The sequence below is a fragment of the Sedimentibacter sp. zth1 genome (assembly GCF_017352195.1).
In the GTDB taxonomy this organism is placed as follows: Bacteria; Bacillota; Clostridia; order Tissierellales; family Sedimentibacteraceae; genus UBA1535.
Map to the genome: position 1 here is coordinate 1,159,207 of NZ_CP071445.1, position 20,195 is coordinate 1,179,401.

At 38.5% G+C, this 20,195-nt stretch carries 7 protein-coding genes, 26 tRNA genes and 5 rRNA genes; 3 read left to right on the forward strand and 35 right to left on the reverse strand.

The features are described from left to right. Positions 1–70 precede the first annotated feature (70 nt). A complete protein-coding gene (locus JYG23_RS05770) occupies positions 71–331 on the forward strand; it encodes a hypothetical protein (RefSeq protein ID WP_207237574.1) in 261 nt (86 codons plus the stop codon). Positions 332–497: 166 nt separating this feature from the next. Next, on the forward strand, positions 498–770 hold the full coding sequence (locus JYG23_RS05775; RefSeq protein ID WP_207237575.1) for a transposase family protein: 273 nt from the start codon (positions 498–500) through the stop codon (positions 768–770). Positions 771–896: 126 nt separating this feature from the next. On the opposite strand, the gene JYG23_RS05780 is transcribed toward JYG23_RS05775, so the two are convergent. The 16 genes from JYG23_RS05780 to JYG23_RS05855 form a co-directional block, all read right to left on the reverse strand. After that, positions 897–970 (reverse strand) — tRNA-Cys (locus tag JYG23_RS05780). Between the two features lie 17 nt (positions 971–987). Beyond that, positions 988–1,064, reverse strand: a tRNA-His gene (locus tag JYG23_RS05785). Positions 1,065–1,074: 10 nt separating this feature from the next. Then, positions 1,075–1,148, reverse strand: a tRNA-Gly gene (locus JYG23_RS05790). Positions 1,149–1,180: 32 nt separating this feature from the next. After that, a tRNA-Gly gene (locus tag JYG23_RS05795) sits at positions 1,181–1,255 on the reverse strand. A gap of 14 nt (positions 1,256–1,269) precedes the next feature. Continuing rightward, positions 1,270–1,354 (reverse strand) — tRNA-Tyr (locus JYG23_RS05800). Positions 1,355–1,375: 21 nt separating this feature from the next. Then, positions 1,376–1,452: transfer RNA gene (locus tag JYG23_RS05805), tRNA-Asp, on the reverse strand. A gap of 19 nt (positions 1,453–1,471) precedes the next feature. Continuing rightward, a tRNA-Val gene (locus tag JYG23_RS05810) sits at positions 1,472–1,547 on the reverse strand. 18 nt (positions 1,548–1,565) lie between these two features. Next, positions 1,566–1,640, reverse strand: a tRNA-Glu gene (locus tag JYG23_RS05815). Between the two features lie 8 nt (positions 1,641–1,648). Beyond that, a tRNA-Met gene (locus JYG23_RS05820) sits at positions 1,649–1,725 on the reverse strand. A gap of 34 nt (positions 1,726–1,759) precedes the next feature. Next, a tRNA-Met gene (locus tag JYG23_RS05825) sits at positions 1,760–1,835 on the reverse strand. 16 nt (positions 1,836–1,851) lie between these two features. Next, positions 1,852–1,940 (reverse strand) — tRNA-Leu (locus tag JYG23_RS05830). Between the two features lie 7 nt (positions 1,941–1,947). Beyond that, positions 1,948–2,022, reverse strand: a tRNA-Asn gene (locus tag JYG23_RS05835). Between the two features lie 31 nt (positions 2,023–2,053). Continuing rightward, a 5S ribosomal RNA gene (gene rrf, locus JYG23_RS05840) occupies positions 2,054–2,170 on the reverse strand. 217 nt (positions 2,171–2,387) lie between these two features. Further along, positions 2,388–5,317: ribosomal RNA gene (locus JYG23_RS05845) — 23S ribosomal RNA — on the reverse strand. 664 nt (positions 5,318–5,981) lie between these two features. Next, positions 5,982–7,493, reverse strand: a 16S ribosomal RNA gene (locus tag JYG23_RS05850). The 16S, 23S and 5S rRNA genes sit together here with 12 tRNA genes alongside, the layout of an rRNA operon. Positions 7,494–8,221: 728 nt before the next feature. Further along, complete coding sequence (locus JYG23_RS05855) at positions 8,222–8,782, reverse strand: uracil-DNA glycosylase (protein WP_207237576.1); 561 nt, start codon at positions 8,780–8,782, stop codon at positions 8,222–8,224. A gap of 156 nt (positions 8,783–8,938) precedes the next feature. Here JYG23_RS05855 and JYG23_RS05860 point away from each other — a divergent pair, with 156 nt between their 5' ends. Beyond that, positions 8,939–11,524, forward strand: a complete 2,586-nt coding sequence (locus JYG23_RS05860) for an ATP-dependent Clp protease ATP-binding subunit (protein ID WP_207237961.1) — start codon at positions 8,939–8,941, stop codon at positions 11,522–11,524. Between the two features lie 61 nt (positions 11,525–11,585). On the opposite strand, the gene JYG23_RS05865 is transcribed toward JYG23_RS05860, so the two are convergent. From JYG23_RS05865 to JYG23_RS05955, 19 genes are all read right to left on the reverse strand, one after another. Beyond that, entirely contained in the window at positions 11,586–12,677 is a 1,092-nt protein-coding gene (locus tag JYG23_RS05865) for a hypothetical protein (protein ID WP_207237577.1), read from the reverse strand. After that, a complete protein-coding gene (locus JYG23_RS05870) occupies positions 12,678–13,868 on the reverse strand; it encodes a hypothetical protein (protein WP_207237578.1) in 1,191 nt (396 codons plus the stop codon). Positions 13,869–14,414: 546 nt separating this feature from the next. Next, complete coding sequence (locus JYG23_RS05875; RefSeq protein ID WP_207237579.1) at positions 14,415–14,870, reverse strand: methylated-DNA--[protein]-cysteine S-methyltransferase; 456 nt, start codon at positions 14,868–14,870, stop codon at positions 14,415–14,417. A 183-nt stretch (positions 14,871–15,053) separates the two neighbouring features. After that, a tRNA-Arg gene (locus tag JYG23_RS05880) sits at positions 15,054–15,130 on the reverse strand. An 8-nt stretch (positions 15,131–15,138) separates the two neighbouring features. Beyond that, positions 15,139–15,212 (reverse strand) — tRNA-Cys (locus tag JYG23_RS05885). Positions 15,213–15,230: 18 nt separating this feature from the next. Then, positions 15,231–15,307 (reverse strand) — tRNA-His (locus JYG23_RS05890). A 10-nt stretch (positions 15,308–15,317) separates the two neighbouring features. Then, a tRNA-Gly gene (locus JYG23_RS05895) sits at positions 15,318–15,391 on the reverse strand. Between the two features lie 32 nt (positions 15,392–15,423). Next, positions 15,424–15,498 (reverse strand) — tRNA-Gly (locus tag JYG23_RS05900). A 14-nt stretch (positions 15,499–15,512) separates the two neighbouring features. Continuing rightward, positions 15,513–15,597: transfer RNA gene (locus tag JYG23_RS05905), tRNA-Tyr, on the reverse strand. A gap of 92 nt (positions 15,598–15,689) precedes the next feature. Further along, positions 15,690–15,765 (reverse strand) — tRNA-Thr (locus tag JYG23_RS05910). Between the two features lie 23 nt (positions 15,766–15,788). After that, positions 15,789–15,865: transfer RNA gene (locus JYG23_RS05915), tRNA-Asp, on the reverse strand. 19 nt (positions 15,866–15,884) lie between these two features. Then, positions 15,885–15,960 (reverse strand) — tRNA-Val (locus JYG23_RS05920). Between the two features lie 18 nt (positions 15,961–15,978). Next, a tRNA-Glu gene (locus JYG23_RS05925) sits at positions 15,979–16,053 on the reverse strand. 8 nt (positions 16,054–16,061) lie between these two features. Further along, positions 16,062–16,138: transfer RNA gene (locus tag JYG23_RS05930), tRNA-Met, on the reverse strand. A gap of 34 nt (positions 16,139–16,172) precedes the next feature. Continuing rightward, positions 16,173–16,248: transfer RNA gene (locus JYG23_RS05935), tRNA-Met, on the reverse strand. Between the two features lie 16 nt (positions 16,249–16,264). After that, a tRNA-Leu gene (locus JYG23_RS05940) sits at positions 16,265–16,353 on the reverse strand. A 7-nt stretch (positions 16,354–16,360) separates the two neighbouring features. Continuing rightward, positions 16,361–16,435, reverse strand: a tRNA-Asn gene (locus JYG23_RS05945). Positions 16,436–16,466: 31 nt separating this feature from the next. Further along, positions 16,467–16,583 (reverse strand): 5S ribosomal RNA (gene rrf, locus JYG23_RS05950). 308 nt (positions 16,584–16,891) lie between these two features. Further along, a 23S ribosomal RNA gene (locus tag JYG23_RS05955) occupies positions 16,892–19,821 on the reverse strand. Positions 19,822–20,195 lie beyond the last annotated feature (374 nt).

A 20,195-nucleotide genomic window follows, 5' to 3' on the forward strand; every position in this document is an offset into this window, starting at 1 on the left:
ATTTTATGTTATTTATTTTTGCAACTTGTCCGATATATATTTTATAAGAACATAATTAGGAGGATTTATTATGAAATTATCACCTATAGATTCAATAAATAAAATACATGAAAATCATAATCATGATACTAATAAGGAAAAACAAAAGAAAAATTTTACTAAAAATGATAACAGCAAAAAAGATAAACAAGAGATAGACTTAAATATAGATTCAAATCAATTGCATAGTTCAAATGCGAAACAAAACTTCAATAAAATACTTAACAATGAACAAATAGAATATTTAAAATCAAATATAGGAAAAATATATACAAAAACAATACATAAATGATATTAATGACTAAATTATAATTACTTTTGGTTCTATAATAAATGTGGGGTGCATGAAAAATATTTTCATTATCCCAGCATTTTTTATATACAAAAAAAGGCACTTATGATTCAAAACTGCTATAATGTTAGTTGATTAGACCAAACAGAAAGGGATTTTGATATAAGTGCTATCTAATTCTACCAATAATTTATTAAATTTAAAATATGAATCTTATGACTTTTTACCTAAATATCATAGAATAACTAATAGATTAGCTTTTTACATATGTACAGAACTTAAGAAAACTAAATCTATGAAAGAAATTGCTATGGATACCAATGTTTCTATATCTTCTGTTATGAGCTTATTTAACTATGTTAATTATGGAGTGCCTAAACTTGCTTCTGTTTTATCTATTGATGAATTTAAGGGTAATACCGTAGCTGGTAAATACTAATGTATTCTTGTTGATGGTCAAAAAAACAAAGTAATTAACATTTTACCTCACCAGCTATTGACAAAAAGCCATAAAAAAAAGCAGGAAATATTTCACTGCTTACATTAGCGATATTAAATTATAAATTGGAGGCGCCACCCAGATTTGAACTGGGGATGAGGGTGTTGCAGACCCGTACCTTACCACTTGGCTATAGCGCCTTAATAATATAAAAAAATGGGGTAAATAGTGGGAATCGAACCCACGACCTCCAGAGTCACAATCTGGCGCGCTAGCCGACTGCGCTATATCTACCATAATTTTTTGGAGCGGGTGAAGGGAATCGGACCCTCGCAACCAGCTTGGAAGGCTGGGGCTCTACCACTGAGCTACACCCGCATTATATGCGTTTTAATATTTTCTGTTACTTTTGGAGCGGAAGACGAGATTCGAACTCGCGACCCTCGCCTTGGCAAGGCGATGCTCTACCACTGAGCCACTTCCGCATTTTAAACTTAATTGGTGGGAAGGACTGGATTCGAACCAGTGAAGGCGTTGCCAACGGATTTACAGTCCGTCCCCTTTAGCCACTCGGGAACCCTCCCATATTATGTTTTTATTGAAAATGGCGACTTGGATGGGGTTCGAACCCACGACCTCCAGCGTGACAGGCTGGCATTCTAACCAACTGAACTACCAAGCCACATTCAATTTTATAAAAATGGTGGAAACAATAGGGCTCGAACCTATGACCCCCTGCTTGTAAGGCAGATGCTCTCCCAACTGAGCTATGCTTCCATGTTTTTTATTTTGTAATGGTGACCCTACCGAGACTCGAACTCGGGTTACTTCCGTGAAAGGGAAGTGTCTTAACCGCTTGACCATAGGGCCTTTTATTTTGGTAGCGGCGAACGGATTTGAACCGCTGACACTGCGGGTATGAACCGCATGCTCTAGCCAACTGAGCTACGCCGCCATTCTCGTAATTGTCAGTATTACTTCTATATTTTTGGTAGCGGGGACAGGATTCGAACCTATGACCTTCGGGTTATGAGCCCGACGAGCTTCCAGCTGCTCCACCCCGCGACAATTTAATTTAAAATGGTACCGAAGACCAGACTTGAACTGGTACGTTCTTTAGGGAACGCAGGATTTTAAGTCCTGTGCGTCTGCCAATTCCGCCACTCCGGCACATTCATGGCTCCGAGGGTGGGGCTCGAACCCACGACCTACCGGTTAACAGCCGGTTGCTCCACCATTGAGCTACCTCGGAATATCTATTCTAATTAAATATTTAGATATCAATCTGGCGATGTCTTACTTTCCCAGGCAGTCACCCACCAAGTATCATCAGCGCTAAAGAGCTTAACTTCCGTGTTCGGGATGGGAACGGGTGTGTCCTCTTTGCTATTATCACCAGATTAGTATAACACGTAATCTAAAAATTACTTCGTTATATTGTATATTAAGTTATCATTAAATTGAAAGTTTGAACTTTCAAAATTGTATAGGAAAAACTTTTCGAGATTTGTCCGACTGTATCACAAATCTATTTACTCACTTACGTTCGTATAGATTTGGATTTCGCTGGATCTGACCTACCATCCATTTGAGAATCAAATGGGGTTAGGATCATTATTGGTCAAGACCTCGACCTATTAGTATCACTCAGCTGAATACATTGCTGCACTTACACCTGTGACCTATCTACCTGTTAGTCTTTCAGGGGTCTTACTTACTTACGTAATGGGAAATCTTATCTTAAGGTTTGTTTCGCGCTTAGATGCCTTCAGCGCTTATCAATTCCAGACTTAGCTACTCAGCCGTGCTCCTGGCGGAACAACTGATTCACCATAGGTCTGTCCATCCCGGTCCTCTCGTACTAAGGACAGCTCCCTTCAAATTTCCTACGCCCACGACGGATAGGGACCGAACTGTCTCACGACGTTCTGAACCCAGCTCGCGTGCCTCTTTAATGGGCGAACAGCCCAACCCTTGGGACCTGCTTCAGCCCCAGGATGAGACGAGCCGACATCGAGGTGCCAAACCTCCCCGTCGATGTGGACTCTTGGGGGAGATAAGCCTGTTATCCCCAGGGTAGCTTTTATCCGTTAAGCGATGGCCCTTCCATTCGGCGCCACCGGATCACTAAGTCCAACTTTCGTTCCTGCTCGACATGTACGTCTTGCAGTCAAGCTTCCTTCTGCCTTTACACTCTTCGCACGATTTCCGACCGTGCTGAGGAAACCTTTGAGCGCCTCCGTTACTCTTTCGGAGGCGACCGCCCCAGTCAAACTGCCCAACTGACAGTGTCCATATACTGGATCACAGTATCATGTTAGAAATTCAGTATCAATAGAGTGGTATCCCAACAGCGACTCCACACATACTGGCGTACATGTTTCTTAGTCTCCCACCTATCCTGTACAATTAATACCGAATTCCAATGTCAGCCTGCAGTAAAGCTCCATGGGGTCTTTCCGTCCTGCCGCGGGTAACTCGCATCTTCACGAGTACTACAATTTCACCGGATCTATTGTTGAGACAGTGCTCAAATCGTTACACCTTTCGTGCGGGTCGGAACTTACCCGACAAGGAATTTCGCTACCTTAGGACCGTTATAGTTACGGCCGCCGTTTACTGGGGCTTAAGTTCACTGCTTCACTTACGCTTACAGCTCCCCTTAACCTTCCAGCACCGGGCAGGTGTCAGCCCCTATACTTCATCTTTCGATTTAGCAGAGACCTGTGTTTTTGGTAAACAGTCGCTTGAGCCTGTTTTCTGTGGCCCACTAAAGCTCCGGTCGTTCGACTTTCACTTCCATGGGCACCCCTTCTCCCGAAGTTACGGGGTTATTTTGCCTAGTTCCTTAACAATAGTTCTTCCGCTCATCTTTGGATTCTCTCCTTGACTACCTGTGTCGGTTTACGGTACGGGCACCTTGATCTCGATAGTGGATTTTCTTGACAGCGTAGACTCAGTTACTTCACTACTTGTTTTCGCTCCCATTCGTATCTCAGGATTATTGAAGAAACGGATTTGCCTATCTCTTCTCCCTACTTACTTAGACGTACTATTCCATCAGTACGCTAACTTATCTTTCTGTGTCCCCACTTCTCTTTTAACGATCTTCGGTGGTACTGGAATTTCCACCAGTTATCCATCGCCTACGCCTTTTGGCCTCGGCTTAGGTCCCGACTTACCCTGAGTGGACGAGCCTTCCTCAGGAATCCTTAGTCTTTCGATGGGTGAGATTCTCACTCACCTTTCGCTACTCATGCCAGCATTCTCTCTTCTGTACAATCCACAGCCTCTTTCGATGGCGCTTCGACTCGTACAGAATGCTCCTCTACCGATTGTATTAATACAATCCCACAGCTTCGGTGATAGATTTTAGCCCCGGTAATCTTCGGCGCAGGTCCACTCGACCAGTGAGCTATTACGCACTCTTTGAAAGTGTGGCTGCTTCTAAGCCAACTTCCTGGTTGTCTGTGTAGTCCTACATCCTTTTCCACTTAATCTATCTTTGGGACCTTAGCTGGTGATCTGGGCTCTTTCCCTTTTGACTATGAAACTTATCTCACATAGTCTGACTCCCAACGCTAATTTTATGGTATTCGGAGTTTGATAAGTTTCGGTAACGTATAACGTCCCTTGACTATTCAGTGCTCTACCCCCATTAATCTTACGTTAAGGCTAGCCCTAAAGCTATTTCGAGGAGAACCAGCTATCTCCAGGTTCGATTGGAATTTCACCGCTATCCACAAGTCATCCCATAGCTTTTAAACGCTAACGGGTTCGGTCCTCCACCAGATTTTACTCTAGCTTCAACCTGCTCATGGATAGGTCACCTGGTTTCGGGTCTACGACATGCAACTTTCGCCCTATTAAGACTCGCTTTCGCTTCGGCTCCTAACCTCTCAGTTATTAACCTTGCTGCATATCGTAACTCGCTGGCCCGTTCTACAAAAAGTACGCGGTCACACTCGTAGTGCTCCCACTGCTTATAAGCATAGGGTTTCAGGTTCTTTTTCACTCCCCTCCCGGGGTTCTTTTCACCTTTCCCTCACGGTACTATTTCTCTATCGGTCACTAAGTAGTATTTAGCCTTGGGAGATGGTCCTCCCTGCTTCCCACCGGATTTCTCGTGTCCTGTGGTACTCTGGATCATATCTTGCTCTTTGACTTTTTCGTCTACGTGTCTATCACACTCTTTGGAGCTTCTTTCCAGAAGTCTTTGACTATCGTCTCGGATACTTTGTTGATATGTCCGCAACCCCATGCCGAAACATGGTTTGGGCTCTACCGATTTCGCTCGCCGCTACTTTCGGTATCGTTTTTTACTTTCTCTTCCTAAGGGTACTTAGATGTTTCAGTTCCCCTCGTTCCCCACGTATGACTATTTATTCATCATACGTTACATACGGTTCTCCATATGTGAGTTTCCTCATTCGGATATCTACGGATCAATACTTGTTTGCAGTTTCCCGTAGCTTTTCGCAGCTTACCACGTCCTTCATCGGCTCTTAGTGCCAAGGCATTCGCCCTACGCTCTTTATATCTTGACCTCTTAAACTCGTTCTTTTTCATTTATGCTGTGTCTCTCGTCACTTCGAATGCTCACATACTATTCGTATGCTCCGCTTCTTAGCTCCTCGTTTCGTGCCTAAATAAAAAATCACTTCGTTTATTGTTAATCATCAGTTTAATTGTGCGTCTTCACACAACTATTTTTTGGTTACTCTTGTAATTAATATTTGCTTCCGCTTATATTTTTTACTTAGTTTTATTGTTTTTTTTGATGTTTTCTCTCGTTTCAAACTTGTTCTTTTTAATTTATACTTCGTTGATCGTCGTTTCTGGTGCTCACATATTATTCATATGCTTTGCTCCTCGACTCCTCTCGCCTTGTCTAAATCAAAAAATTACTTCGTTTGTTTTTTCCTATACAATTTTCAAAGTCCAATTTGCTCGTTAATTTCATTTTATACTGTGTTGCAATTTCTCATCACTCACTTACGTACTTTTGTACGTGCGTTCGTTCCTCGTCATGCGCCTTGTCTAAATTAAAATTCACTTCGCAAATATTTATCTTAATACTCAAATTCTCACTTGAGTATCAATGAAACAGCATAAGTTCCTTGTTTCGAACATGCCTTTCCGGCGTTCAAACCAGAAAAGCGACATTGAAACAAAATGTATTACTTTACATTTTGTTTTCTGTCTCCTTAGAAAGGAGGTGATCCAGCCGCACCTTCCGATACGGCTACCTTGTTACGACTTCACCCTAGTCATTAATCCTACCTTAGGCGCCTGCCTCCAAATGGTTAGCTCAGCGACTTTGGGTATTATCAACTTCCATGGTGTGACGGGCGGTGTGTACAAGACCCGGGAACGCATTCACCGCGACGTTCTGATTCGCGATTACTAGCAACTCCGACTTCATGTAGGCGAGTTGCAGCCTACAATCCGAACTGGGATCGGTTTATTAGGTTTGGCTCCAGCTCACGCTTTCGCTTCCCTTTGTTCCGACCATTGTAGCACGTGTGTAGCCCAAGACATAAGGGGCATGATGATTTGACGTCATCCCCACCTTCCTCCGGTTTGTCACCGGCAGTCTCACTAGAGTGCCCATCTTTCATGCTGGCAACTAATGATAAGGGTTGCGCTCGTTGCGGGACTTAACCCAACATCTCACGACACGAGCTGACGACAACCATGCACCACCTGTCTCCCTTGCTTCCGAAGAAGAGAGCACATTTCTGCACTTGTCAAGGGGATGTCAAGCCTTGGTAAGGTTCTTCGCGTTGCTTCGAATTAAACCACATGCTCCGCTGCTTGTGCGGGTCCCCGTCAATTCCTTTGAGTTTCAGTCTTGCGACCGTACTCCCCAGGCGGAGTGCTTATTGCGTTAGCTCCGGCACTGACCTCTCGGCCAACACCTAGCACTCATCGTTTACGGCGTGGACTACCAGGGTATCTAATCCTGTTCGCTCCCCACGCTTTCGTGTCTCAGCGTCAGTTACAGTCCAGTAAGTCGCCTTCGCCACTGGTGTTCCTCCTAATATCTACGCATTTCACCGCTACACTAGGAATTCCACTTACCTCTCCTGCACTCAAGTTACGCAGTTTCAAATGCTTACGAGGGTTTAGCCCTCGCCTTTCACATCTGACATACGTTACCGCCTACTCACCCTTTACGCCCAGTAAATCCGGACAACGCTCGCCCCCTACGTATTACCGCGGCTGCTGGCACGTAGTTAGCCGGGGCTTCCTCCTTTGGTACCGTCATTTTTTTCTTCCCAAAGGACAGAGCTTTACGATCCGAAAACCTTCTTCGCTCACGCGGCGTCGCTGCATCAGGCTTGCGCCCATTGTGCAATATTCCCCACTGCTGCCTCCCGTAGGAGTTTGGACCGTGTCTCAGTTCCAATGTGGCCGTTCACCCTCTCAGGCCGGCTATTGATCGTCGCCTTGGTAAGCCATTACCTTACCAACTAGCTAATCAAACGCGAGCTCATCTCGTACCGATAAATCTTTGACTTATTAATCATGTGATCAATAAGTGTTATATGGTATTAATCCCAGTTTCCCGAGGCTATCCCTTTGTACGAGGCAGATTGCTCACGCGTTACTCACCCGTCCGCCGCTAATACTCATCCCGAAGGATTTTCTTCGCTCGACTTGCATGTGTTAGGCACGCCGCCAGCGTTCGTCCTGAGCCAGGATCAAACTCTCGTTTAATATCTGTTCTCAAGCTTACGCTTGGCATTAACTCGATATTTTTGTTATCTGCTGTGTCACTACTCTTCATCACTCGCTTACGTACTTTAGTACGTGCGCTCGTTCTTCATCGCGTTCCTTGCATATAGCAAAACTATCTTCGTTAGTTGTTGTTGTTTTTGTTTTTACTGTTTTTGTTCTATTTCTTATACTCTTGCGAGTACTGAAACTAAAGGTTGTTCTTATGCTGTTTTATTGTCTAAGGTGCGAACAAATTTCGTCAAAAATTTTAAGTCAATTTGCACTTCGCAACGGCGTTAGCCATGTTGCGGGTTCTTATAAATTATCTTTTTTAGCACTTTCTGCGTTACTTTCATTTTCCAGTGCTCGTGTATTCTTTATACACTGTGCGCTTCAAATTTCAGTTGCCTTGAAATTATCTAAAAAATATTAATTTATATTCATTTTTCAATGCTTTGCTGTCTCTCAACAGCTTTATTAGTTTACCATCTCTATCGAAGTTTGTCAAGAACTTTTTTAAAATTATTTATTTTTACATTTTATAACTTATTTCGCTCTTTTTCGACAGCTTTAATAGATTATCACACTTATACTTTTTTGTCAACTAATTTATTTTATTTAATTACTCTTAACTGATGTGTCTTTCCGACAGCTTTGATATATTAACACATACAAAAACATATGTCAATAATATTCTTACCAATTTTTATATATTCTATATTTTAGTTCTATACAGCTCTAATTTGTTTGATTTTATCAGAAATACTTTTTAAATCTTGCCAAGCATCTTTTTTTGCAGATTCATTTCTCAATAAATATGATGGATGATATATTGCAGTAAATAAGATACCGCCCTTATCTACCCATTTGCCCCTCATAGACGTTATTGTTTTATTTGAATAAATAAGCTTTTTAGCGGCAACTGAACCTAAACAAACTATAATCTTAGGATTTATTAATTTAACTTGCCATCTTAAGTAATCAATACACAATTCTTGTTCATCATCCATTGGATTTCTATTTTTCGGTGGTCTACATTTTACGATATTAGTAATATATATATCTTCTCTAGTAAGATTAATAGATTTAATCATTTTTTCAAAAAGCTGTCCTGCCTTTCCAACAAACGGTCTTCCTTGCAAATCTTCATTATATCCAGGTCCTTCACCAACAAACATAATAACGGAATTTGCATTACCCTCACCAAAAACAACATTAGTTCTCATTTCAGATAATCTACATTTATTACACTTTAAGCAAAATTTCTTTACTTCATCTAATGTATACACTTTAACATCTCCAAACTATAAAAGTTATATCTAAGATAATTATATAACACACACTATCATAATTCAATATACATTCTATATTGATAATATATATGAGTAGACATAAAAAATTTATCAGTGTAAAATAGAATGTATAAAGTAGAAAGGTGTGATTACATGAATGCTGATAAATTTTCAGAAACTGGAATTCAAGTTATGCGTGACTCTCAAAGCATAGCAATAAAATATGGAAATGTTGAATTAACTGAATTACATATGCATTTAGCAATTATTAAGCAAAAAAATACTATAATAGCGAATATATTAAAAGACATGGATATCGATATATTTTCATATATTAGGGATATAGAACAAGCAATAGATAAGCTTCAAAAGCAAGATGCTTTAACTAAATTATATTACAATAGAACATCACAAAAAATTATTCTTGTTGCAGAAGACTTTGCTAGGGAAATGTATGAATCTCTTATAGGCTTAGAGCACTTATATCTTGCTATTTTGAAGGAAAATAAAATTACAAGTCAAAGCATTTTTGAAAAATATAATATTCATCTTCAAAAATTCTACGATAAATTGATAGAACAAAAATCTACTCTTAAAATAAAAAACAATAAGGTAGAAGGGTTGACCAACATTTTATTAAAATACGGAAGAGACTTAACTGCTGAAGCTATTCAGGGTGAATTAGACCCTGTAATAGGTAGAGAAGAAGAAATTAATAGAATGATTCGAATATTATCAAGAAGAACAAAAAACAATCCAGTTATAATTGGAGATCCAGGCGTTGGAAAAACTGCAATTGTAGAAGGATTAGCACAAAGAATTATTAGAAATGATGTACCAGATGCCTTAAGAGATAGAATTATTTTTTCATTAGATATGGGATCACTTATAGCTGGTGCTAAATTCAGAGGAGAATTTGAAGAAAGACTTAAAGAAGTATTAAAAATACTAAAAAATTCAAATGGTCAAATAATACTATATATAGATGAACTTCATACAGTAGTTGGAACTGGAGATTCAAATGGTGGACTTGATACATCTAATATGTTAAAACCTATGCTTGCAAGAGGAGAAATTTTAACCATTGGTTCTACTACATATGATGAATACAAAAAATTTATTGAAAAAGACGGAGCTTTGGAAAGAAGATTCCAAAAAATATTAGTTGAAGCTCCAACGGTTGAACAAACTATATCAATACTTCGAGGTATAAAATCAAAATACGAAATGCATCATGGTATTAGAATATCCGATAAATCTATAATAGCCTGTGCTATATTATCTGATAGATATATCTCTGATAGATTTCTACCTGATAAAGCAATTGATTTAATGGATGAAGCTTCCTCAATGGTGAGAACAAATGTAGATTCACTTCCAATTGAAATTGATGAAATGCAAAGAAAAATTTTACATTTAGAAATCGAAAAAATTTCATTATCACAAGAAAATGATAGTTTCTACACTCGGAAATGTAAGGAATTAGATAATAATATAAATACTCTAAAAAACCTATATGAAATCGAATTCAAGAAATGGGCAATTGATAAAAAAATAGTTGATAGAATAAAACAAATTAAGCAACAAATAAATGAGGTTAAAATTCAAGTAGATGAAGCAACTAGAAAAAATGATTTTGAGAAAATTTCAGAACTTAATTTTTTCAAACTAAAGAAATTAGAAAATGAAGAATTAAAATTAAATAAAAAACCATATACATACAAAATAAAAGAAGAAGTTACCGAAGATGATATTGCTGAAGTAGTTTCAAAATGGACAGGCATTCCAATTAGTAAATTGACTGAAACAGAAAAACAAAAAGTATTGAACTTAAATTCTATTCTGCATGAGCAAATTGTCGGACAAGAAGATGCAGTTTGTGCTGTATGTAATGCAATCATTAGAGCTAAATCTGGTGTTAAAAAATTACAAAAACCAATTGGAACATTTATGTTTTTAGGTCCTACAGGAGTTGGTAAAACACAACTTGTTAAAACACTTGCTAAAACATTATTTGAGAATAAAGCAAGTTTAATAAGATTAGATATGAGTGAATACATGGAAAAACACTCTGTATCTAAGCTTATAGGTGCACCTCCAGGATATATTGGTCACGATGATGGTGGTCAACTTACTGAAGCAGTCAGAAAGCAACCATACAGTGTTGTTTTATTTGATGAAATTGAAAAGGCAAATTCTGAAGTTTTCAATTTGCTTCTTCAAGTATTGGATGAAGGTAGACTTACCGACAGTAAAGGTAGAACTATTGATTTTAAAAATACTTTAATAATCATGACATCTAATATTGGATCAGGTAGTATTGTAGAAAAATTTAATTTAAATTATTATGAAAATATTGAACAAAGTATAAGAGAAAAAGTAATGCAAATATTAAAAGAAAAATTTAAGCCTGAATTTTTAAATAGACTTGATGATATTGTTCTATTTAAACCACTAAATAAATGTGATTTAGAAAAAATTATAAATATAGAATTGCTACAAATAAATAAAGACCTAAGCAATCAAAAAATTAACATAGCATTGGACAATACATGTATTAAATACATTATTGAAAATTCATTTTCTGTTCAATATGGAGCAAGACCTATAAAAAGATTTATAGAAAAAGAAATTACTACTGAAATAGGCAGAATGATACTACAAGATAAAATAAATAAATTTGACTCTCTGTTAATTTTATATAAGGACAATAAGTTAGTATTTAAAATAAATAACTAATTCTTTTAATAAAAATAAGCTGTTGTAAAATTAAATTATTTACAACAGCCTTAATATAAATTTATGCTAGTGCTCTTCCTATATTTTTTACAAAATCTTGTGTATTTGTTACAACTGATGTAGCTGTTAGTGTTCCTCTGTCAGCTAATTTATTTACAGCAAATTCCTGAATATCAACTGTATACATGTAAACTGGTCTTATTACACCATCGAATTCATTATAAGACGGTGTCATATTACCAGTGGCAATGGTAAATAAAATTGTTGATACCATGATTATTGTTGATGTTTTACGTGCATGCTTACGCATAGCATTCTGTGCTTCATATACGTTATCATATGTTCCTGGCAAAGTAAATCTATCTCTTACAGTGCTTGCAAGTACAAATGGAACATTGCATTCAACACAAGCTTTCATTATACCATCCTTTACCTGTCCTGATTTAACGAATGATTCTATTGAGCCCGCTTCTCTAACCATATTTATTGTTTCATAATAATTTTCATATGTATTCTGTTCTCTTCTAAATACCTTTTGTCCCCATGTAGTACCAAATGTTCCACATTCTAAATCAAAAGCTGCAAGGCTTGTACCACAAAGTATAGCATTTACATATCCTTCTCTAATAAGTCTTTCCATAGCATTTCTTGTATCTTCATCAAGACTTATAGCTGTACCTAAAACCCATGTAACATAACCATTCTTAGCTTTTTCATGTTTAAGAATTTCATAAAGTTGGTCATAGTCAATGCTAAATGCAGTTTCTCTTGATCTACCGCTTCTAAAAGCAAATGTATCAGAATCATGTGATTTATTAACAAATCCTTGAGTATACATATAAATTCCTTGACTTCCATCTTCTGTTCTACCAATAACTACTTTATCGCCAACTTTTAAATTTCTAAATTCTACTATATTTACAGATTCTTTTCCCATTTCATCATATGCCACACAAACTGTATCCATTCTACTTTCAGTAGCCAAAACCCATTTATTATTAATTTTAAAATATTCAGGAAAAACAGACAATGCATGATAATTAGCTGGAGAAACTCCATCCTTAACTACCTCCACCAAAGTGGCATTTGGTGCATTTATGAAAATTTCTTGGTTAAAGTCAGGTGGTGTATATTTAGGAATATTTAATGCCATTTATTTTTCCTCCTTTATTTTAAGTTCTTTTTCTTTTTCATCTTTTTTTACATTAGTTCTTTCACAGTATTCATTTACATTAACTTCAACGCTTTCAACCTGTAAATCTTCAACTGGTGTTAACAATGCCTTTTGAACATTTACTACAAAATCCTGTACATTTGTAACTAAAGTCCTTACTGCAATGTTTTCTCTAGCTGCCGCAACTTTATTAACAACGTTTTCAGTTACATCAACAGTATACATAAATACTGGAACTATTGCTCCATCTTCTTTTATTCTATAGCTTGATGCTAATTCTGCTGTAGAAACAGAATGAAGCATTGTAGCTAAACAAATAACAAGTGTTGCTTTATCAGTTTGCTCTTTAACTGCATTTAAGCCTTTTGAAACATTATGATATACTTCTGGTAATGGTCCATCATCTCTTATAGAACCAGCTAATACAAATGGTATATCTAATTTATTAAGCGTCTTAATAAATCCATTTTTAACATTACCATCAGCTATAAATTTATCTATTGATCCTGCTCTTCTAACCTCATTTAATAAATCCAAGTGATTATAATGTCCCATTGGTTGTGAAACTTGTGTGTAAATATTTTGTCCTAATGCAGTATCTAAATATCCACCTTCAAGATCATGTGTAGCCATAGCATTACCTGCTAGCAAAGCTTGTACATAACCATTTTCTGCAAGTTGAGATAAACCTATTCTTGTATCAAAATCAAATACAACTGAAGGTCCTAAAACCCATACTATGTATCCTCCATTTTCTTTTTCATAACGCATAAGGTCGAATAAATAATCATAGTCGTTAGTAAATGATGTTTCAACAGATTTGCCTGCATGACTAATAACAGCTTCATCAAATCCCTCTCTATAAACTATGACTCCATTTGTTCCATCTGATTCTTTCCCTAAAACAACCTTGTCTCCTAAAACTAAATCATTTAACTCTTTTATAATAATATCCTCTTTTTGTAAAACAGCTACACAATTCTGTGAATTATGTTTAGGTAATATCCACCTATTATTGTAATGATAATAAGTAGGTATATGACTAGTTAGATAAAAACCCTTTGGGGATACTCCATCCTTTTTTACTTCGGCTACTCTTATTTCATTTGCACTTAAGAATTTTTCAGAAGTAAAATCCGGTGGTGTGAACTTTGGTAATTCAAATGCCATAAAATGCTCCTTTTGTTTAAATATTTTTGATGTTTATAATTACTCACATAGCAATTCTCTATATGAAATTAAACATAATTTGTTATTAATTTAATTATCAATTTATTGAATGAGTTTTTGTTGCAAAATTACTTATTTAATTGTTATTTCCCAATATAAGTATATTTTATTATAACATATTTTTAAAAAAAATCCATTAAAATAAATAAAATATTCAAAATTATTTATTTGTTAATTTTTTATCTTAATATATAATATTTTATATTTAATTAATTAATTTTGGCATTTTACTTATTTATATTCTGATTTTTACATATATCATATTATATTTAGATATATTTAGATTTTGTATATTTTAAAATTTTATTAAAATATATAATGTTTACTAAAGTATATTTATTATTTTATCGTATATTATTAAATATTACATACTAATTAGTCAAATTACCAGGTTATACATATTTTTTTGTACTATAATTAATAAAATATTGAAAATAAAAAAGCCCACCTTAACTTCATATCAAGAGGACTTAATGTGCTAATACTTTATTTTTCTATTTCCAGTAGATATTTTTTAATATTTAAACCACTTGCATAACCAACCAATGAACCATCGGAACCTATAACTCTGTGTCATGGTACTATTATTGATATTGGATTTTTGTTATTTGCCATTCCTACAGCTCTGTATGATTTTGAATTTCCTATAGCAATAGCTATATCTTTATAACTTCTCGTTTCTCCATAAGGTATATTTAATAATTCTCTCCATACTTTTTTTTGAAATTCTGTGCCATTTAACATCAATGGAACATTAAATACTTTTCTTTGTCCATTAAAATATTCCGTTAATTGCTTAACTACTTCATCGGATAATTTTGAATCTTCAATTACTAAATTTTCATAATTATCTACAATAGTTATTGATGTTATGTAATCTTTAAAATAAACTATTTTAATTAACCCAACTGGCGAATTAAAGTAAGTATATTTCTCATCCATTAAATTACCGCCTCTCAATCTTTTATACTAATATAATATTATTATATCATGTATTAATTGCTATTTAATATGAAGATATTTTTTTTTGTATTATTATAAGCATTATATATAAAACAATTGAGAAATAAAAAAGCACTTATTGCTAAGTACATTTAAATCAATTTACAATATATTTTGTGTAATTGGTGCACCCTAAGGGATTCGAACCCATGACCTTTCGGTTCGTAGCCGAACACTCTATCCAACTGAGCTAAGGGTGCATATAAATTGGAGGCGCCACCCAGATTTGAACTGGGGATGAGGGTGTTGCAGACCCGTACCTTACCACTTGGCTATAGCGCCTTAATAATATAAAAAAAATGGGGTAAATAGTGGGAATCGAACCCACGACCTCCAGAGCCACAATCTGGCGCGCTAGCCGACTGCGCCATATCTACCATAATTTTTTGGAGCGGGTGAAGGGAATCGGACCCTCGCAACCAGCTTGGAAGGCTGGGGCTCTACCACTGAGCTACACCCGCATTATATGCGTTTTAACATTTTTTGTTACTTTTGGAGCGGAAGACGAGATTCGAACTCGCGACCCTCGCCTTGGCAAGGCGATGCTCTACCACTGAGCCACTTCCGCATTTTAAACTTAATTGGTGGGAAGGACTGGATTCGAACCAGTGAAGGCGTTGCCAACGGATTTACAGTCCGTCCCCTTTAGCCACTCGGGAACCCTCCCATATTTTCAGTAAAATTATTTTCCGCAACATGGCTTACGCCGTTGCGTCTTTCGCATTGTGTATTGAAATTACTCCGTAATTTCTGCGAAAATGGAGCTGGTGAAAGGACTTGAACCCTCAACCTACTGATTACAAGTCAGTTGCTCTACCAATTGAGCTACACCAGCATGTATCTTGTTTTTATTGAAAATGGCGACTTGGATGGGGTTCGAACCCACGACCTCCAGCGTGACAGGCTGGCATTCTAACCAACTGAACTACCAAGCCACATTCAATTTTGTAAAAATGGTGGAAACAATAGGGCTCGAACCTATGACCCCCTGCTTGTAAGGCAGATGCTCTCCCAACTGAGCTATGCTTCCATGTTTTTTATTTTGTAATGGTGACCCTACCGAGACTCGAACTCGGGTTACTTCCGTGAAAGGGAAGTGTCTTAACCGCTTGACCATAGGGCCTTTTATTTTGGTAGCGGCGAACGGATTTGAACCGCTGACACTGCGGGTATGAACCGCATGCTCTAGCCAACTGAGCTACGCCGCCATTCTCGTAATTGTCAGTATTACTTCTATATTTTTGGTAGCGGGGACAGGATTCGAACCTATGACCTTCGGGTTATGAGCCCGACGAGCTTCCAGCTGCTCCACCCCGCGACAATTTAATTTAAAATGGTACCGAAGACCAGACTTGAACTGGTACGTTCTTTAGGGAACGCAGGATTTTAAGTCCTGTGCGTCTGCCAATTCCGCCACTCCGGCACATTCATGGCTCCGAGGGTGGGGCTCGAACCCACGACCTACCGGTTAACAGCCGGTTGCTCCACCATTGAGCTACCTCGGAATATCTATTCTAATTAAATATTTAGATATTAATCTGGCGATGTCTTACTTTCCCAGGCAGTCACCCACCAAGTATCATCAGCGCTAAAGAGCTTAACTTCCGTGTTCGGGATGGGAACGGGTGTGTCCTCTTTGCTATTATCACCAGATTAGTATAACTCGTTCTTTTTCATCAACTCTACGTCATTACTCATTCTTTCGTCAGTTACGTACCTATTGTACATGCCTTCCTCATTCATTCGTATTCCTTGATTTGATAAAAAATTACTTCGTTATATTGTATATTAAGTTATCATTAAATTGAAAGTTTGAACTTTCAAAATCGCATAGGAAAATATTTTCGAGATTTGTCCGACTACATCACAAATCTATTTACTCACTTACGTTCGTATAGATTTGGATTTCGCTGGATCTGACCTACCATCCATTTGAGAATCAAATGGGGTTAGGATCATTATTGGTCAAGACCTCGACCTATTAGTATCACTCAGCTGAATACATTGCTGCACTTACACCTGTGACCTATCTACCTGTTAGTCTTTCAGGGGTCTTACTTACTTACGTAATGGGAAATCTTATCTTAAGGTTTGTTTCGCGCTTAGATGCCTTCAGCGCTTATCAATTCCAGACTTAGCTACTCAGCCGTGCTCCTGGCGGAACAACTGATTCACCATAGGTCTGTCCATCCCGGTCCTCTCGTACTAAGGACAGCTCCCTTCAAATTTCCTACGCCCACGACGGATAGGGACCGAACTGTCTCACGACGTTCTGAACCCAGCTCGCGTGCCTCTTTAATGGGCGAACAGCCCAACCCTTGGGACCTGCTTCAGCCCCAGGATGAGACGAGCCGACATCGAGGTGCCAAACCTCCCCGTCGATGTGGACTCTTGGGGGAGATAAGCCTGTTATCCCCAGGGTAGCTTTTATCCGTTAAGCGATGGCCCTTCCATTCGGCGCCACCGGATCACTAAGTCCAACTTTCGTTCCTGCTCGACATGTACGTCTTGCAGTCAAGCTTCCTTCTGCCTTTACACTCTTCGCACGATTTCCGACCGTGCTGAGGAAACCTTTGAGCGCCTCCGTTACTCTTTCGGAGGCGACCGCCCCAGTCAAACTGCCCAACTGACAGTGTCCATATACTGGATCACAGTATCATGTTAGAAATTCAGTATCAATAGAGTGGTATCCCAACAGCGACTCCACACATACTGGCGTACATGTTTCTTAGTCTCCCACCTATCCTGTACAATTAATACCGAATTCCAATGTCAGCCTGCAGTAAAGCTCCATGGGGTCTTTCCGTCCTGCCGCGGGTAACTCGCATCTTCACGAGTACTACAATTTCACCGGATCTATTGTTGAGACAGTGCTCAAATCGTTACACCTTTCGTGCGGGTCGGAACTTACCCGACAAGGAATTTCGCTACCTTAGGACCGTTATAGTTACGGCCGCCGTTTACTGGGGCTTAAGTTCACTGCTTCACTTACGCTTACAGCTCCCCTTAACCTTCCAGCACCGGGCAGGTGTCAGCCCCTATACTTCATCTTTCGATTTAGCAGAGACCTGTGTTTTTGGTAAACAGTCGCTTGAGCCTGTTTTCTGTGGCCCACTAAAGCTCCGGTCGTTCGACTTTCACTTCCATGGGCACCCCTTCTCCCGAAGTTACGGGGTTATTTTGCCTAGTTCCTTAACAATAGTTCTTCCGCTCATCTTTGGATTCTCTCCTTGACTACCTGTGTCGGTTTACGGTACGGGCACCTTGATCTCGATAGTGGATTTTCTTGACAGCGTAGACTCAGTTACTTCACTACTTGTTTTCGCTCCCATTCGTATCTCAGGATTATTGAAGAAACGGATTTGCCTATCTCTTCTCCCTACTTACTTAGACGTACTATTCCATCAGTACGCTAACTTATCTTTCTGTGTCCCCACTTCTCTTTTAACGATCTTCGGTGGTACTGGAATTTCCACCAGTTATCCATCGCCTACGCCTTTTGGCCTCGGCTTAGGTCCCGACTTACCCTGAGTGGACGAGCCTTCCTCAGGAATCCTTAGTCTTTCGATGGGTGAGATTCTCACTCACCTTTCGCTACTCATGCCAGCATTCTCTCTTCTGTACAATCCACAGCCTCTTTCGATGGCGCTTCGACTCGTACAGAATGCTCCTCTACCGATTGTATTAATACAATCCCACAGCTTCGGTGATAGATTTTAGCCCCGGTAATCTTCGGCGCAGGTCCACTCGACCAGTGAGCTATTACGCACTCTTTGAAAGTGTGGCTGCTTCTAAGCCAACTTCCTGGTTGTCTGTGTAGTCCTACATCCTTTTCCACTTAATCTATCTTTGGGACCTTAGCTGGTGATCTGGGCTCTTTCCCTTTTGACTATGAAACTTATCTCACATAGTCTGACTCCCAACGCTAATTTTATGGTATTCGGAGTTTGATAAGTTTCGGTAACGTATAACGTCCCTTGACTATTCAGTGCTCTACCCCCATTAATCTTACGTTAAGGCTAGCCCTAAAGCTATTTCGAGGAGAACCAGCTATCTCCAGGTTCGATTGGAATTTCACCGCTATCCACAAGTCATCCCATAGCTTTTAAACGCTAACGGGTTCGGTCCTCCACCAGATTTTACTCTAGCTTCAACCTGCTCATGGATAGGTCACCTGGTTTCGGGTCTACGACATGCAACTTTCGCCCTATTAAGACTCGCTTTCGCTTCGGCTCCTAACCTCTCAGTTATTAACCTTGCTGCATATCGTAACTCGCTGGCCCGTTCTACAAAAAGTACGCGGTCACACTCGTAGTGCTCCCACTGCTTATAAGCATAGGGTTTCAGGTTCTTTTTCACTCCCCTCCCGGGGTTCTTTTCACCTTTCCCTCACGGTACTATTTCTCTATCGGTCACTAAGTAGTATTTAGCCTTGGGAGATGGTCCTCCCTGCTTCCCACCGGATTTCTCGTGTCCTGTGGTACTCTGGATCATATCTTGCTCTTTGACTTTTTCGTCTACGTGTCTATCACACTCTTTGGAGCTTCTTTCCAGAAGTCTTTGACTATCGTCTCGGATACTTTGTTGATATGTCCGCAACCCCATGCCGAAACATGGTTTGGGCTCTACCGATTTCGCTCGCCGCTACTTTCGGTATCGTTTTTTACTTTCTCTTCCTAAGGGTACTTAGATGTTTCAGTTCCCCTCGTTCCCCACGTATGACTATTTATTCATCATACGTTACATACGGTTCTCCATATGTGAGTTTCCTCATTCGGATATCTACGGATCAATACTTGTTTGCAGTTCCCCGTAGCTTTTCGCAGCTTACCACGTCCTTCATCGGCTCTTAGTGCCAAGGCATTCGCCCTACGCTCTTTATATCTTGACCTCTTAAACTCGTTCTTTTTCATTTATGCTGTGTCTCTCGTCACTTCGAATGCTCACATACTATTCGTATGCTCCGCTTCTTAGCTCCTCGTTTCGTGCCTAAATAAAAAATCACTTCATTTATTGTTAATCATCAGTTCAGTTGTGCGTCTTCACACAACTATTTTTTTGGTTACTCTTGTAATTAATATTTGCTTCCGCTTATATTTTTTACTTAGTTTTATTGTTTTTTTGATGTTTTTCTCGTTTGTTTTTTCCTATACAATTTTCAAAGTTCAGCTTGCTTTGAACATTTTGTTGCCAAAATTTTCTCTGCATTAGTCTTAATACTCAAATTCTCACTTAAGTATCAATGAAACAGCACAAGTTCCTTGT

Coding starts and splice junctions, on each gene's coding strand:
- JYG23_RS05870 (WP_207237578.1), bottom strand. CDS start 13,868: ATGGCATTTGAATTACCAAAGTTCACACCACCGGATTTTACTTCTGAA.
- JYG23_RS05770 (WP_207237574.1), top strand. CDS start 71: ATGAAATTATCACCTATAGATTCAATAAATAAAATACATGAAAATCAT.
- JYG23_RS05865 (WP_207237577.1), bottom strand. CDS start 12,677: ATGGCATTAAATATTCCTAAATATACACCACCTGACTTTAACCAAGAA.
- JYG23_RS05860 (WP_207237961.1), top strand. CDS start 8,939: ATGAATGCTGATAAATTTTCAGAAACTGGAATTCAAGTTATGCGTGAC.